Genomic DNA, 16,669 nt, shown 5'->3' with positions numbered 1-16,669 from the left:
ACGACCATGAAAGTTTGGCAGTCTTTGTCGCAGGTATGGCAAAAGCGTCGAATCGGTGTAGATGTAGCAGAAACCTCGCTGCAACAGCAGCTTTTGGCCGCACAATTTGAGGTGATATTGCTCAGACTGATGTTGAATATTGCCCGTGTTGAGCAGCCTAATGAACAATTGCCTGAGCTATTGCATGATCTGCAACAACAACTCGACAGCACTTTTGCAATGCAACATGTACCAAAACTGTGCTTTGTGTTGTGCTATCCATTTACACAGGAATGTTTTATTTACCATGCCCAAAGTACACAACTTGAACGACAAGATTTAAACCAGATCCAGTCTGTGCTGTTAAATCAGACCTACTATGCACAGTCGCAAGTTGAGAATTTGCTACAGATTCAGAACCATCAGGCGCGCTTGTTGTTACTTGGACAAGAAATGGTGGTGTGGCGTTTGTATGTACAACAGACCAATGCGATAGAAAGCAGCCTCCAGCCGCATTTACAACAACTTGACGATGCCTTGCAACAAGGCTTTCAGTACTGGATAGAACAGCAACAAAAACGGCAGGCAATTTTACTCAAAGAGCGCCGTGAATTTGCTGCAGAACTGCATGACAGTATTGCACAGGTACTGGGTTTTTTACGCCTGAAGTCGGCACAACTGCATAGCCTGTGTAAAAATCAGCCGAGTTATAGCGCACTGTTACCACTGAGTGAAGATCTTGCCAGTTATACCCATTATGCCTATCAGCAAACGCGTGAATTGATCACGGCTTCACGTTTGGCCTATCAAGAACTGGATTTTGCTTCGGCACTAAAAAAAGTCATGGATGAATTTGCACATCAGTCCAGCATTTCCTTTGAACTGGACAATCGTGTAGCACATCTGAACGTCAGTGCCAAATATGCCATGCAGCTGCTCTACATTATTCGGGAAAGCCTGAGCAATGTCGTGCGACATTCACATGCTTCAAGCGCGCAGGTACGCATTGAATATCTGGTTTCAGGAGCATTGCAAATCTGTATTTGCGACAACGGACGTGGCATTCAGTTAAAGAACAAACGCAGTGACAGTTTTGGTCTGGAAATCATGCAGGAGCGGGCGGAACGCATTGGTGCAGAACTACGTTTTGTTGCCAATTCACCGCAAGGCACCTGCGTCATACTGCATTTAGAACAACATTAGAGGAATATGCCCATGTGTAAAGTCAGTATTGTCGATGATCATGCACTATTTCGCCGTGGTGTTGCCGATATTATTCGGCAGGAACAAGGCTATGTTGTACTTGCCGAATATGCGTCAGGTGCAGATTTTTTGCAGGATTTACCCGAGCAATATCCCGATGTGCTACTGCTCGATCTGCAAATGCCAAATGAGTCAGGTTTGGAGATTTTAAAGCATATTCGCCAGAGTGATCAGGAGTTAAAAGTGATTATTTTAACGGCTTGTGAAGATGAGCAGGTGGTGATTGATGCGATTCAACTGGGAGCAAATGGTTTTTTGCCCAAAGACACATTGCCTGAAGTGATTTTACAAAAGCTGCATGATGTCTTGGATGGACAGATCATTTTACATGGGCAAGGTGTAAATATTCTGGCGCGACAAGTGCGCCGTGTGCAGCCTCAGCTCAGTGAAACTGAATCTTGGGAAATCGATCAGCAAGAACAGCAAGATCTCGCGGATATGACCGCAAGAGAAAAAGAAACCTTGTTGCTGATTGCGAAAGGGCTGAACAATAAACTGATCGCGCGTGAACTCGGCATTAGTGATGGTACGGTCAAAGTCTACGTCAAAAGCCTGCTGCGCAAACTGAATGTACATTCACGTTTGGAGTTGTCGGTGTGGGCGCATCAACATCTCAAATCATTGCGGAGCTGAGGTGACTATGCTGAAACTGTTTCGTCGTCCCGCCCAAGTTTATCCGTTGCAACTACTACAAACGTATTGGTCGCCTGTATTTGACTGTTTTGCCGAAGTAGTCCTGATTGTTGATCAGTACCTGAATATCTATAAAAGTAATATCATCTGGCAGCAATTTAGCCACACTGATGGGCAGGGTTTGACCGAATGGCTGTACCCCGAAGATGTTTATCAACTCAAAAGCCTGCTCAGCTCGTCACAGTTGACTCAAAGCTGTCGCATCCGCCTGATGGATGCCCAGCAAAACTTACGCTGGTTTGAGCTCTCGGCAAATTATTTGCTGAGTCAGCCCGATAGTCAGCAGCATTTCTGGTGTCTGCTTTTGTCTGATCAGACTGAAAAAATTAAACGACAATATCTACAATCGGCACAGCAGCGTAGTCTCAATGACCTGATCAAGCGTTTGCCGATGATGTTGTACCGTTCCCGCAATGATTTTGACTGGACCATGGAATACATCAGTGATGGCTGTTTCGATGTGACAGGCTATACACCTGCAGAATTACTCAATACGCCACGTTATGGACAAATGATTCACCCTGAAGATGCACCTTCAGTGTGGTCTGCGGTACAAGATGCACTGAATCAGAAAGAGTTATTCAATGTGATCTATCGAATATTGCCCGATGGAGAGCGTGTGGTGTGGGTACAGGACATTGGTTGGGGCGTTTACTCAGAGAGCGATATGATTTTGGCAGTTGAGGGAATTATTTGGCGTTCACAACCAGTTCAATCCTAAGAAACCCTTAAGAATTAAGCTGATATGCCTTTAATTTGTGTATTTTTTATTAAAGCGAATGTTATTCGGATATTGCCCGTGATTTAATCCAACTACAAATGTTGCATTTAAGAAATCACCATGATTAAAAAATATCCTAGAACTATGATGGCTATTCACTGGATTACCTTGATTGCTGTTGCGACAGCTTATATTACCAGTGGGAACCCATTAAAAGACCCTCAACTTGGAACAATTCATCTTCTTTCTGGCGGAACTGTATTTGTTTTATTTTGTTTGCGATGTATCGCTTTCCTACTGTTACATAAAGATTTTCCAAAAAATGAAATCATCAATAAACTACAAAATTTTCTATTTAAAACAGTCAAAGTGCTTTTATATGCGTTGCTCATGATTGTGCCTGTTTCAGGATATCTTGCCTTGTCGAGTATTGCGGATAGTTATTCACTATTGGGGCAAAATGTATATGTCATTGAAAGTTTATATGGTGATTTTTATTTAGGTGATATTCATCAAGTGTTGGGGAACGTATTTGTTTCACTTGTCGGATTGCATGCCTGTGCAGCTTTATTTCATCACTTTATTGTGAAAGATAATGTTCTTAAGTCGATGATATAACGGGCCTGTTTTGTTGATGAGCAATGTTTGGATTAATCAAATTCATTTGCCCGACGTCTCAGTACAGGTAAACATATCGTACTTGCTGATTTAAAACTCGACAATGTTCAAGCCACAGCCAAAATACTCAGTGAAGCTGGGCTTGAGGTGAGCAAAAGTGTTGTTGATGTTGCTTCACGTGAGTCCAGTCAGCAACTGATTGGCATTGCAATGGCGCAAATTTTTTGATTGAACCTGTCTTTTTAGACAGGTTTTTTATTGCAAAATTTAAGCGTTATTTCACGGTATCCCATTTGTGTTACTCCATCTTAGGAATTTCACGATCACAGACTTCGTCCTATGTTAATTGCATAGTGTTTCTACACTTTAACTCTTTTAATAAAATCACATGGGGATAAAGCTATGACGCGAGTTGCAATTATAGGTGCAGGGCCAAGTGGGATGGCGCAATTAAGAGCATTTCAGTCTGCTCAAGCCAAAGGCGCAGATATTCCTGAAATCGTTTGTTTTGAAAAACAGGCAGATTGGGGGGGGCTATGGAACTATACATGGCGCACAGGGATCGATGAAAATGGTGAACCTGTGCATGGCAGTATGTACCGTTACCTGTGGTCAAATGGCCCGAAAGAAGCTCTGGAGTTTGCTGATTATAGTTTTGATGAACACTTTGGCAAACCGATTGGCTCATATCCTCCACGTGCAGTGCTTTGGGATTATATTAAAGGGCGAGTCGAAAAAGCCAATGTACGCCGTTATGTACGTTTTAACAGTGCCGTGCGTCATATTGAGTTTAATGAACAGACTCAGCAGTTTGCAGTGAGTGTGCATGACCATAATCAAGATGTAGTGTATACCGAAATCTTTGATTATGTCGTGGTCGCCAGCGGGCACTTTTCAACGCCAAAAGTCCCAGAATATGAAGGTTTCAAAAGTTTTGGCGGGCGCATCTTACATGCACATGACTTTAGAGATGCTTTGGAATTTAAAGATAAAACCGTATTGGTCGTGGGCAGTAGCTATTCTGCCGAAGACATCGGTTCACAATGCTACAAATATGGCGCAAAACAGATTATTAGTTGTTACCGTAATAGCCCGATGGGTTATAAATGGCCAAAAAACTGGTCAGAACGTCAGAAATTATTACGTGTAGATCAAACGCATGCTTATTTTGCTGATGGTACAAGTGCCGAAGTTGATGCCATTATTTTATGTACAGGTTATCTGCATCATTTCCCGTTTATGGCAGAGTCCATTCGTTTGAAAACCGATAACCGATTGTATCCACTGGGTTTGTATAAAGGCGTAGTTTGGGAAAAAAATCCGAAACTGTTTTATTTGGGCATGCAAGACCAATGGTATACCTTCAATATGTTTGATGCGCAGGCATGGTATGTGCGCGATATTATTTTAAACCGTATGGCTTTGCCTAGTTTATCAGAAATGCAGGCACATACTTTAGCATGGCATGAAGAGGAAAAGACCCTGACTGACGCTGCACAAATGTATAAGTTTCAGGGCGATTATATTCTGGAGCTGATAGAAGCCACCGATTATCCAACTTTTGATATTGAAGCCATGCGTTTAATTTTCCTTGAATGGAAAAAACATAAAAAAGAAGACATCATGACTTTCCGTGATCATATTTATCGTTCAGCGATTACAGGCACGTTGGCAGCACCGCATCATACGCCGTGGCTGGATGCCCTTGATGATTCGCTTGAAGCTTACCTGACAGATACGCCAGAAGTGCCGCAGAAAAAAGTGGGGTAGGTTAAGTGTCTCTGTAAACTTATGCTTAGGATATTGAAAGTTATTGCATAGTGATGATGGAGTATGATGTATTTGACTCATATTTCAGCATCAACCTTCGGTTCGACCTACTTTTCTTTTGGGAAAAGTAGGCAAAACCATCTGTCAGTCGCAAACTCGGTCAAATACCATCACTGTTTTAATGTATTGAAAAACAGCATTTTTTAAATATACTCCTGACCTCAGACATGCAACTGACGTTTCCATGTATCTTATTGTTTTTATCAATTTGATATTGACTCAAGTTAATTGGTAAAAACTAATTCGTTGTATGTAATTATCCTTGATATTTGCTTGTGCAGAACGTCATCCACAACCTGCGTGGTTTATATAATATATTGTTTTTGCGATGTAATTAAATAGATGCGGATATTGAACAGGTTTTGTGGATGACAAATGGTTTTGGTTCTTTTGCCAAAACAAAAGAACGGATGAGCTCCAATCATAGGATTATAAAAGGTAAGACTCCGCTATGAGCAGTCTTTGATCTTAAGCCTTTCAAATCATCGACATCATTTATAAAAATCTTAAAAGTATTAAACTCTTTCAAAGCCAGTCATCAAATTGACTGGCTTTTTGCTTTTTAAAACTCCACGAACTTGCATTACCCCCTTAGAGGTATGTTTTAAAGGGAATTGATTGAATGAATTAAATAATTTAAATATTTGATTATATTAATTTATTTACTGGAGTAACTGCCATGCAAGAGGTAATGCAAAGCACTCCGAGTTATCGGCAGGCACAGGAACTCAAACCTGTACACGGGCAATATCTGTTGATTTTACAGCAAGCCAATACATTAGAAGCACGGCATCTGGCTGAACAGTTTGCAGCATTTCCGACATTGCTTGCAACTTCAGAGGCATTTTCAGATGAACTCACAGCCCAGTTGCAACAGGCACATGCAGGCCTACATGTGGTGCTGTGTGGCGATGAAATCTTTTTATGGCAAGTCACGCAAAGCTTGATGGCACAAGGCTTGATGAAAGATGAAATCCAACAGGTACGAACCCAGCCTGAACTCAAAAAAGTTTACTGCGTACATTGCGGTGAAACACAAACCACGACTGCCGAAGAATTTTGCAGTTGCGAGCATTGCGGTGTGTATTTGCTGATTCGCACTCATTTTTCCGAGCGTTTGGGTGCGTATATGGGGGTATGTGCCAACCCTGATCAACCGATGCAAGCGGAGGGCGTATGTCTATATTAATTCCTGTGCGTGTGCGCGATATTCAGCAAGTCACACCATTGATTCGTGAATTTACTTTAGAGGCGCTGGATCAGCCTTTACCTGCATTTTCTTCTGGCAGCCATGTGGTGGTGCAGTTACCTTTGCCAGATCGGATATTGCGTAATGCCTATTCACTGACCAATGACCCCGCACACGATGATTACTACAAAATCGCGGTGCGCCTGCAAGATGACTCGCGTGGAGGCTCTCGCTTTTTACATGAACAGGTCATGATTGGCGATGTGTTGAATATCTCCGCGCCGTTGAATTTATTTGCCCTGCATTCACAGGCACACAAGCATGTGTTTATTGCGGGTGGCATCGGGATCACGCCATTTTTGGCACATATCCGCGAGCTGATGCATACAGGTCAAGCTTTTGAGCTGCACTACGCCTGCCGCGATCAAATCAGTAATGCCTATGAAACACTGTTGACCGAGTTATTTCCTGAGCAGGTGCATATTTATTCTGCAAAAACTGCGCGCCGTTTGGATGTGATGCAGTTGTTGCAGCAACAAAGTTTAAACAGCCATGTTTATGTCTGTGGCCCAGAACGTCTGACTCAGGCGGTACAAGATGCAGCGCAAACATTGGGCTGGTCAAAGCAGCGCGTTCATGCCGAAGCTTTTGCAGCGCCTGCGGCAGGTGCAGCATTTACAGCCTATCTCACTCAAAGCCAACAGGAAATCGAAGTTCCGAGTGATTACAGCCTGCTTGAAGCCTTGGAAAAACACGAGATTCCCGTGACCAGTTTATGTCGTGGTGGCGTGTGCGGACAGTGTGCGACCCAATATACAGGTGATGTTGAGCATCATGACCATTATTTAAACCCACAGGAACGTGAGCAATTGTTGATGCCATGCGTGTCACGAGGCAAACAGGGCTGTCGTATTGAGCTTGAGCTATAGGAGAACTGCCATGACCGTACAATTTAACCCCGTGGAAAATATGCGTGATCAGTTTCATTATCACAACAGTGCCAAAGCCATTGCACGTTTTCCATTTCCGTTTCCTGAAGACAGTTACATGTATTCGGTGAATATCGAGCCTGCATTATCTAAACCAGGAACGATCTTTGAACACTGGTTTGACATTGACGAGCATTACCTGACCGAGGTGAATGAGCGTGCCTTGACCCTGAAAAATGACCCGAAACGCTGCATTGTGTTGCCACATATGCAACAGGCAGCGTGGGATTTTCTGGAAATGGCAATGTTGCATTTGTCGGCAGATTATCCTGAACATTTTCACTTGGAACGGCAGGGCAAGGCGTGGCACTGGATCAACCGCCCGATGAATATCGATGTGCATTTTCAGTTTGGTGATGACTCAAGCCTGCCGCTACCCGCATTTGAGTTTATCTCACGCCAGTTGCAAGGAGATATTGCCTTGCTAGATCAGCGTGAAGGCGATCTGTTTATGGATGCAGGCATGATTACAGGGCCTGCGGACTGGTCACTGAACTTTGATGCAGGCATGAGCTTTAAACAGTGGCATGCGCCCGTACCGAAACTGGCACATGACGCAGGTGTGTTTGAACGGGCGCTGAAATTTTTGCTCAACATTCAGGTCGGGAATCCGTATCGCCGTCTCAACTGGACCATGACCATTAACCCGCGTATGGACACCTCTTCGGAAACTTACCACTTGTGGGGGCATGAGCGTGGTTTAGTGACCAAGGACAATGCAGGTGAGTTGGTGCATTTACGGGTTGAGCTGCAAATGATGCCACGCCTTGCACGCAGCAACGCGCTGTTATTTAGCATCCGCACTTATCTGATTAGCCTGAATGATCTGGTCACCAATCCCGCATGGGCAAAACGCCTGCATCGGGTGATTCGGGATTTGCCTGAGTCGATTGCCGATTACAAAGGCATTACTCGTTACCGCGAACCGTTGGTGCAGTGGCTGAGTCAGTTCGACCAAGAATAAACCACGATTTAACAATGAATTGATATTGATACAAAATGAAGGAAAAGTACTTATGGCAAATTTATGGCGTATTTCAGCACTGGCAGAACGTCACCGCCAGCTTGGCTCAAATTTAGAAGACTGGAATGGTATGGGTACGGCATGGACCTATGCCAGCGATACTGCCGAGCATTATCTGGCGATTCGAACCAAAGCAGGTTTGATGGACGTTTCAGGCTTGAAAAAAGTGCATTATGTGGGGCCTCATGCAGAAAGTTTGCTTGAATATGCCACTTCACGCGACATTTCCAAGCTTTATCCAGGCAAGTCGGTGTATGCCACTATGCTCAATGAAGAAGGAAAATTTGTTGATGACTGCGTGATTTACCGTACAGGGCCGAATGCCTTTATGGTGGTACACGGCACTGGGATTGGCCTGGAAATGCTGACCCGTTCAGCAACAGGTCGCCAAGTCGCGGTGCTGTTTGATGATGACTTGCATGATTTATCATTACAAGGGCCATTGGCAGTGGATTTTCTAGCGGAATATATCCCTGATATTCGCAACTTGCCGTATTTTCACCATATTCAGACCAAACTGTTTGGTTGCCCCGTGATGATTTCACGTACAGGCTATACGGGCGAGCGTGGCTATGAAATTTTCTGCAAGGCAATGGATGCGCCGCTGATTTGGGATACGATTTTAGACAAAGGTGGGAAGTATGGCATTATTCCATGTTCATTTGTAACCTTGGACTGGTTGCGGGTTGAAAGTTATTTGCTATTTTATCCTTATGATAACTCTGAGTATTTTCCATTTAAAAATGACAAGTCAGGCGATAGCTTATGGGAACTTGGGCTTGACTTTACCGTTTCACCGAGTAAGGGTGAGTTTCGCGGTGGCTATGAACATAAACGCTTGCAAGGTAAAGAGCGCATCAAGATTTTTGGGGTGATGCTTGAAGGTGAGCAAGCTGCGCAAATGGGTGATACCTTGTGGGATGGCGATACGCAAATCGGGGTGATTACTTGTGGTATGTATTCACCACTCAGCAAGAAGTCAGTGGCTTTAGCCCGTGTTGATGTCCCGTATGCGGTACAAGGACGCGAGATTCAGGTTAAAGGCAGTTTGGAAGTCAATGCGATCACGCATACTTTACCGTTTGATGATCCACAAAAACTGAAAAGAACAGCAAAAGGTTAATTTATCTAAGTTAGGTGATCGTTTTTCCTAAATATATTGAAAATAAATAAACTATGATGACAGAGTCTTATTAGTTTGACTCATATTTCAGCAATAGCCTTCAGCTAGACCTACTTTTCTTTCGGGAAAAGTAGGCAAAACCATTTGTCAGTTGCAAACTCGGTCAAAGACCATCATTGTGTTAATATATTGAAAAACTATATTTTAAAAATGTAGTCCTGACCTCGGACATGCAACTGACGTTTCTACATATCTTATTATGTCTATAAATTTTATATTAAATTCGGGCTAATTCTAATTTTTCATATCAAAATCCTGCATCTAGCAGGATTTTTTTATGGATGTTTATTAGTGATTTAAATAGCCTAAGCATTTTAAAGACATTAACAAGCACTTCAAAATTAAAACTATACAAAATTTGCTTGCATCTGCTTTTTAAATTCTAATATATTAAATTTATATTCTAATATATTGAATATAAAGAGGAGGGGTATGAGCGAACAACAACCTGATATTAATCAGCATATCGCCCAGCATATTCGTGAACTACGTCTTGCCAAAGGCTATTCGCTCGATCAGTTGGCGGCACGAAGTGGAGTTAGTCGCTCCAGTATTTCCCTGATTGAACGTGCTGCAACCAGTCCTACGGCAGTGATTCTTGAAAAACTTGCTGCCGCTTTGGATGTTTCATTGGCGAGTCTATTTGTCTTCGATGCAACAACCAGTGAGTCACAACCGTTATTGCGTTATGAGCAACAGAAACAATGGCGTGATCCTGCATCGGGTTATTTACGACGTAATTTGTCGCCTGTGAGTGTGGCATCACCGATGCAACTGGCTGAAATTACTTTTCCTGCACATACGCAGGTTTCTTATGACTTTGTACCACGTGAGGTCAAAGTTTATCAACAGATTTGGCTGTTAGAAGGTGAAATGCAAATTCACTGTGGTGAGCAGAGCTATACCTTGCAACAAGGTGATTGCCTGTCGATTCAACTGAACCAACCCATCGTTTTTCAAAATTTCACAGCCAATCAAGCACGTTACTTGGTCGCAGTATGTGAAATGTAATGACAATAGGAATACAAGTAATGTACAGAAGTGAAAATATTCAACTCATTGAATGTAATGAAGCTGAGCATGCCCAAGCTATTTTAGACATTTTTAATGAAGCGATTTTAAACTCAACAGCGTTGTATGATTATAAACTGCGCAGTTTGGAACAGATTCAAACTTGGTTTGCTTCTAAACGTGAACATGGTTTTCCTGTGATTGGTGCAGCCGATATTGAAGGTAAGTTACTCGGCTTTGCCAGTTGGGGCAGTTTCCGTGCATTCCCTGCGTATAAATATACGGTTGAACACAGTATTTATATTCATCATGAAGAGCGTGGGCGCGGTTTGGGAAAACTGTTGTTGCAAGCCCTGATTGAACGCGCAAAACAACATGGACAGGTACATGTGCTGATTGGTTGTATTGATGCCAATAATCAGGCGAGCATCGCCTTGCATCAACGTTTAGGTTTTGAACATTCGGGGACATTCCCACAAGTCGGTTTTAAGTTCGGGCGCTGGCTAGATGCGGCGTTTTACCAGTTGACTCTGCCAACACCATTAAACCCGAAAGATGATATTTAACATGGAATAGAAACCTGAGAAAGCAGGTTGAGATATTTTTCATCAGTCAAATTATGATTAAAAGTTCCTTATCCTCTTTGGGATGAGGAACTCTTTGCAAGAGGATTAAGGCATCTTTATAGTGAGTTTATTGCTTCAACATAAGGTATCAGAGGCATTTTTTGATACCCAAAATTGTTAATACGCTTTCTGCAATAAATCCTGCAAATGTGCTTTGATTTCTGTCCATTCTCCAGCGCGAATACTATACATGACGGTATCACGCACTGTGCCATCTTTACGCGGTTGATGATGGCGCAAAACACCATCTTTTTTTGCGCCTAAACGCTCAATTGCCCGTTGGCTGCGGTAATTGAAATTATCTGTACGAAAGCCCACGAGCTGCGCGCCCAAATCTTCAAAAGCATGACGTAGCAGCAGAAATTTACAGGTGGTATTCACATGGGTTCTCTGCGCTGAAGCGGCATACCATGTATAACCAATTTCAAGACGTCGAATATTTGGCACAATATCGTGATAACTGCTTGTTCCAAGTACTTTGCCTGTTTGCGTGTTAATGATCGCAAAGGCTTGGCGTTGTTGCTGTTCACGCTGTTGCAAGGCGTGTTCGATATAGGCTGCAACCTGATCGGGATGTGGAGCAGAGGTGACGCGAATATTCCACAGTTCACCATCTTGTGTGGCGGTAATCAGACCTTGCAAATGTTCGATGCTCAGTGGTTCAAGGCGAATGTTGCCCTGCTCAAGGGTTGGTGCAGCAGCTAACCAGTTCATTTTTTTATACTCAATAAAGCCAGAAAATTTAAATATGCCAAAATAGGAATTGAGCAGGCTTCTTTTATTGCCCCACGTTATTTTCTCTGATGAGATAAATACCAACTAAGATAAATATGGATAAAAGAAGCCTTTCACTATGAGAAAAACATATAAAACAGTAAAACCAGTCTGACTCGGCAATGCAAGTGCAAATCTATAAGGCATCCACGCCAGTTTCGCCTGTACGAATCCGAATTATCTGTTCCAGATGGGATACAAAAATTTTGCCATCACCAATCTTGCCTGTTGCGGCAGCTTTACTAATCGCTTCAATGGCTTGGTCAAGTGTTGAATTGTCGAGTGCAATTTCGATTTTAACTTTGGGTAGGAAATCCACCACATACTCTGCACCGCGGTACATTTCGGTATGTCCTTTTTGTCGCCCCGCACCTTTGACTTCAGTCACGGTAATCCCTTGTACGCCAATCGCTGCGAGTGCTTCACGCACATCATCAAGTTTGAACGGTTTTATAATTGCAGTAATCAGTTTCATTGTTCGATCCTCTTAAAGTAAAAGAAAGCTGAATCATTGATATGTATGCTTAGATCGTTGTTGTTGCACTTTATCTGAGTACGATAAAATTTTTTAACCGAGATATTGAAGGTAAATGCTTTATATCTTAAATACTTACAGTGTTAACTTTTATGTCTGGATTAACCCACGGTGTGTTGCGCTTTGATTGAAATACATTTCAATCTTGCTCAGGGTTCACCTGAAAAGCATCGCTACGCAAGTGCAACTTACTTGCGCAGCGATGCTGCTTACTGCAAAACCCGTCCAAGATTCTTGTTAATCAAAAAATCTGCAAAATAGCATCTTACAAATATTGATTTGGCTCGGACAGTTGCAGATGACATTTTGATTGATCCAATTTTGCAGAAAAATCATTATTCAATTCAGGGTAATTTAAATTAAGCCTTCAATGCCGCTTATCTCGCCGCCGAATTCTGAAATGGCATCTTGCAGGACTTGCCACAAATACAGCACCGCGGCACGGTCACAGAGAATATTCAGTTTTTGCGTTTGTAGATCACTGACATTGATCACGATTGCATTAATCCGTGCCACCGAGGTTTGTGCCACTTTGCCTACTGGAAAGACTTCAGGCGATAAATCAACCGCACAGAGTTTTGCCATAATTTCGCTATTGAACTGACCTGTCAGTTGTATCCATGCGTGACTGTCCTGACGTCGTAGTAAATAGTTGGCATATTGCTCATCGGGTTGCCAGTCATTTTCAAGCTGGGTAATTCGTTCACCAAAATCATGCAGGCTGCCTAAAACTAAATATTCTGTCATCGACAGGCGGGCAATCCAGCTGCCATCGACCTGTGCCAAGGCATGGTTTGGACGTTCAGGCAGACTAAAACCAAACTGGTGTAAGTAGGCTGCGCTATCCAAGCCACGAAAACCCACACGTGACAAATTGGTCAGGTCAACTACCGCACAGTGCTGAATTTTTCGTTCAGCCTGTGAAGTTGCTTCGCTTAAAAATTCGCGTTTGCTGCGTCCAAAAGTATTGTAAGGTTGCTGTGCAATTGGGCTGCGTTCAGTTGCTAGAGTTTGCATCATCAAACCTCCTGCCGTTGGTTGTCTGGATCATAAAATGGTGTTTTGACCACTTTGGCATGTACCATTGCGCCATGTTCTACCCGAATCGGGAAGTTTTGCCCGATTTCACTTTGTTCAATGCCGACATAGGCCAAGCCGATAATCTTGTCGAGCGTTGGTGAGTATTCACAAGAGGTAATGTTGCCTGTGATCTTGCCACCATTGAGGACGATGTGTCCTTCAAGCGGTTGAGTCTGATGTTTGTCCAGCTCAAAGGCCACCAGTTTGCGTTTCAACGGCTGAGCTTCCAAAATCGCAATTGAGCGTTTGCCGACAAACCACGGTTTTTTGCGTGCAACTGCCCAGCCCAAATCCACTTCTTGTGGATGCGTCATGCCATCGGTGTCTTGGCTAATGATAATGTGACCTTTTTCAAGACGCAGTAAACGCTGGCTTTCCACCCCAAATGGCTGCATGTTAAATGCTTGACCTGCCTGCATCAGGGTATCCCACATATACTCGCCATAGCGTGCAGGGAAATGGATTTCATAACCCAGTTCACCGACAAAACCAACCCGTAAAATCCGTACAGGAATGCCATGAATCGTGCCAGTACGTACACCCAAATAAGGGAATGCAGCATTGGATAAATCCACATCCTGACAGACTTTTTGCATGACTTGGCGTGAGTTGGGGCCTGCAATATTTAGTGCGGCAAGAGCCGTGGTGACATTGGCAATATCGACACTGAGACGCCATTGAGCATTCCATTTCAGCATTTGCTGATAAATCCGATCGACACCACTGGTGGTTGCAGTCACATAAAAATGGTTGTCACTCAGGCGTGCTGCTACACCATCGTCAATGACCACGCCATGTTCATTTGCCATGACCGCATAACGGGTTTTTCCAACAGGAAGTTTGGCAAAACCGAAGGTATATAAACGGTTTAAGAACTCAGCGCTGTCTGGCCCACGGACATCCAAACCACCGAGCGTAGATACATCAATGATGCCGACATTCTGATGCACGTTGAGCACTTCACGGGCAATGTGTTGCAGTCGTTGTTCAGGATTGCCATAAAATGCAGGGCGTTGCCAGTTGCCCGCAGGTATCATTTTTGCGCCCGCAGCGAGGTGGCGAGCATGCATTGGGGTCTGGCGAAATGGATCGAAGCCGCGCCCTGCAATATGAGCCAGTTTCTCGGCAGTAAACGGAGGACGGGCAGTGGTCACACCTGTTTCGCTGATACTGCGCTGGGTGGATTTCGCCACCAAACGTGCAGTTGGCAGTGCAGAATGACGTCCTTGAGATGGTCCCATACCCACAGTCGAAAAGCGTTTGACCAGTTGCACATCCCGATAACCACTCTTTGTGGCATTGACGATATCGCGAATTTGTAGATCTTCGTCGAAATCGACAAATTCCTTGCCTTTAGGATGTTCAAAGATCGGCCAAGGAAAATTCATCGAGCTTTCTTTAAAGTTTGGTGCAGCAATTTGACTAGCATCTTCACCACGTAAAGCTGCAACCGCAACTTTGGCAATGTGGCTGGCATCTTGTAAAACATGCTCAATCTGGTGAATGCCATTGACCGAACCTGTAATCGACAAGCCTTTTGGCAAACCTGAAATGTTAAATGCCGCTTGTTGATCATTGTAGCTCAGCTTACCACCCGCCTGACATAGCAACTGATACACAGGCATGTAGCCTGCTGACATGCACAGTATATCGCAGTCAATTTTCTGTGCGTTAGCATCGACCTGACCTTCGGCCACGATGCGGCGGATATCGACGCCAGTCAGGTGCTGCATGCCGCTATTGTGCAAGGCTTCATACACAGTGCTGCTCAAATGACAGGCGATGCCTTTGGCTTTGACCGCACTCAACAAAGTGGTATCAGATGCTATAGGGCGCATATCCACCACCGCTTTGACGGTCACGCCTGCTTCAGCCAAATCCAGCGCTGTCAAATAACCATCATCATGCCCAGTGAGCACTACTGCCGTTTGCGCAGGTTTCACTGCATAGAGTTTCATCAGGCGCTGTGCTGCGCTAGACAGAATGACACCAGGCAGGTCATTGTTACGGAAAATCACGGGTTGATCGAAGCTGCCGCTCGCCACAATACATTGCGCTGCACGGACTTTGTACATGCGTTTGCCTTGAATAATCGGCAAATAGTGGTCGGTAAACCATGCATTACAGGTCGCTTCAGTCAGTACGGTAATCTGTGCGTGTTGTTCAACGGCACTGACCAGACGCTGTTTGAGCTCAGCTGCTTGTCTGCCTGCTGCATCCAGACGTGCATAGTTCAGACTACCTCCCAAGATTTTCTCTTGCTCGACCAGGAGAACTTTTGCACCTAACTCTGCTGCGGTCAGCGCTGCCTGCAAACCCGCAGGGCCTGCACCAATAATGGCAACATCGGTAAACAAATAGGCTTTGTCATAATATTCAGGCTGAAAGTTCAGATCTAGAATCCCCAAACCTGCCTTTTTACGAATGATAGGTTCCCAAATTTTCCAAACCCCTTTCGGTTTGTAGAATGAGCGATAGTAAAACCCGACAGGCATAAACTTGGAAAATTTACCCAAAAAGGCATCCGAGTCTTTCAGTAGTGAACCTGAAAAGTTTTGCCCAGTGACTTGCATATTCGGTTTGATTGCTGTGGTATCGGCAAGCACATTGGCTTCTTCAGGCAGTTGCACCAAAGTGTTGGCATCTTGCCCAGCCATAGTCAGTGGTGCGCGTGGACGATGGTATTTAAATGAGCGTGACATAATCCAGCGCTGATTTGCAACGAGCGCACTGGCAATACTGTCACCTGAAAAACCTTGGAAACGGCTGTGGTCAAATTCAAATTCAACAGGCTGTTGACGATTGATTAACAGCCCATAAGGGAGGGGTAATCGGTTCATGTCATAGACTCCTTCTGAACTGAAGATGGGCTGCTTTCACTAAATTCGACCCGTTGCTGAAACAGTTCTTTCGGGTCATAAGTTTTTAAAATTTCATCGGTGATGGTGTTGCGTTCAGCAATAAACCAGTAACTGCTTGGAGCATGCATCCACCATTCACGAACAATGCCTGCAATGTTGTCGCAGTTAAAGACATAATCTGCCCATTCATAGTCGCTACAGTGGTTCTGGTCAGGCATGTCTTTGAGTTCGCCACCATAGACAAATTCACTGATATTGCGTGGACCATTGAGTGGGCAAGGCATAATTTTCAT

General features: G+C 43.9%; 16 protein-coding genes. 11 read left to right on the top strand and 5 right to left on the bottom strand.

Features of this window, described 5'->3' with window-relative positions:
* Nucleotides 1–6: 6 nt before the first annotated feature.
* From P255_RS07495 to P255_RS07445, 11 genes are all read left to right on the top strand, one after another.
* Nucleotides 7–1,182, top strand: coding sequence for a sensor histidine kinase (locus P255_RS07495; RefSeq protein ID WP_004900810.1), 1,176 nt, complete (start codon nucleotides 7–9; stop codon nucleotides 1,180–1,182).
* Nucleotides 1,183–1,194: 12 nt separating this feature from the next.
* Entirely contained in the window at nucleotides 1,195–1,875 is a 681-nt protein-coding gene (locus P255_RS07490) for a response regulator (RefSeq protein ID WP_004900812.1), read from the top strand.
* Between the two features lie 7 nt (nucleotides 1,876–1,882).
* Complete coding sequence (locus P255_RS07485) at nucleotides 1,883–2,656, top strand: PAS domain-containing protein (RefSeq protein WP_004900814.1); 774 nt, start codon at nucleotides 1,883–1,885, stop codon at nucleotides 2,654–2,656.
* 120 nt (nucleotides 2,657–2,776) lie between these two features.
* Nucleotides 2,777–3,274: a cytochrome b gene (locus P255_RS07480; RefSeq protein ID WP_035365107.1), complete on the top strand. Its 498-nt coding sequence runs from the start codon at nucleotides 2,777–2,779 to the stop codon at nucleotides 3,272–3,274.
* Nucleotides 3,275–3,676: 402 nt separating this feature from the next.
* A complete protein-coding gene (locus P255_RS07475) occupies nucleotides 3,677–5,044 on the top strand; it encodes a trimethylamine monooxygenase (protein WP_004900819.1) in 1,368 nt (455 codons plus the stop codon).
* 739 nt (nucleotides 5,045–5,783) lie between these two features.
* Nucleotides 5,784–6,293: a dimethylamine monooxygenase subunit DmmA family protein gene (locus P255_RS07470; RefSeq protein WP_004900822.1), complete on the top strand. Its 510-nt coding sequence runs from the start codon at nucleotides 5,784–5,786 to the stop codon at nucleotides 6,291–6,293.
* Entirely contained in the window at nucleotides 6,281–7,222 is a 942-nt protein-coding gene (locus P255_RS07465) for a PDR/VanB family oxidoreductase (RefSeq protein WP_004900823.1), read from the top strand. The genes P255_RS07470 and P255_RS07465 overlap by 13 nt, the downstream gene beginning before the upstream one ends.
* A 10-nt stretch (nucleotides 7,223–7,232) precedes the next feature.
* A complete protein-coding gene (locus P255_RS07460) occupies nucleotides 7,233–8,246 on the top strand; it encodes a heme-dependent oxidative N-demethylase family protein (RefSeq protein ID WP_004900825.1) in 1,014 nt (337 codons plus the stop codon).
* Nucleotides 8,247–8,298: 52 nt separating this feature from the next.
* Nucleotides 8,299–9,429, top strand: a complete 1,131-nt coding sequence (locus P255_RS07455) for an aminomethyl transferase family protein (protein ID WP_004900828.1) — start codon at nucleotides 8,299–8,301, stop codon at nucleotides 9,427–9,429.
* A 492-nt stretch (nucleotides 9,430–9,921) separates the two neighbouring features.
* Nucleotides 9,922–10,500 (top strand): helix-turn-helix domain-containing protein, encoded by a 579-nt coding sequence (locus tag P255_RS07450; protein ID WP_004900830.1) that lies wholly within the window; start codon nucleotides 9,922–9,924, stop codon nucleotides 10,498–10,500.
* Between the two features lie 20 nt (nucleotides 10,501–10,520).
* Nucleotides 10,521–11,066: a GNAT family N-acetyltransferase gene (locus P255_RS07445; RefSeq protein WP_004900832.1), complete on the top strand. Its 546-nt coding sequence runs from the start codon at nucleotides 10,521–10,523 to the stop codon at nucleotides 11,064–11,066.
* Nucleotides 11,067–11,243: 177 nt separating this feature from the next.
* On the opposite strand, the gene P255_RS07440 is transcribed toward P255_RS07445, so the two are convergent.
* The 5 genes from P255_RS07440 to P255_RS07420 form a co-directional block, all read right to left on the bottom strand.
* On the bottom strand, nucleotides 11,244–11,840 hold the full coding sequence (locus P255_RS07440; protein WP_004900834.1) for a GNAT family N-acetyltransferase: 597 nt from the start codon (nucleotides 11,838–11,840) through the stop codon (nucleotides 11,244–11,246).
* A gap of 196 nt (nucleotides 11,841–12,036) precedes the next feature.
* Nucleotides 12,037–12,375 (bottom strand): P-II family nitrogen regulator, encoded by a 339-nt coding sequence (locus P255_RS07435; RefSeq protein WP_004900836.1) that lies wholly within the window; start codon nucleotides 12,373–12,375, stop codon nucleotides 12,037–12,039.
* Between the two features lie 414 nt (nucleotides 12,376–12,789).
* Complete coding sequence (locus tag P255_RS07430) at nucleotides 12,790–13,455, bottom strand: sarcosine oxidase subunit gamma (protein WP_004900838.1); 666 nt, start codon at nucleotides 13,453–13,455, stop codon at nucleotides 12,790–12,792.
* Complete coding sequence (locus P255_RS07425) at nucleotides 13,455–16,355, bottom strand: glycine cleavage T C-terminal barrel domain-containing protein (protein WP_004900839.1); 2,901 nt, start codon at nucleotides 16,353–16,355, stop codon at nucleotides 13,455–13,457. The genes P255_RS07430 and P255_RS07425 overlap by 1 nt, the downstream gene beginning before the upstream one ends.
* Nucleotides 16,352–16,669: a sarcosine oxidase subunit delta gene (locus P255_RS07420; RefSeq protein WP_004900841.1), complete on the bottom strand. Its 318-nt coding sequence runs from the start codon at nucleotides 16,667–16,669 to the stop codon at nucleotides 16,352–16,354. The genes P255_RS07425 and P255_RS07420 overlap by 4 nt, the downstream gene beginning before the upstream one ends.

It is taken from the genome of Acinetobacter brisouii CIP 110357 (assembly GCF_000488275.1).
GTDB lineage: Bacteria > Pseudomonadota > Gammaproteobacteria > Pseudomonadales > Moraxellaceae > Acinetobacter > Acinetobacter brisouii.
Note: the sequence above shows the minus strand (reverse complement) of the source record. Positions and strands in the feature narration are given on the sequence as shown.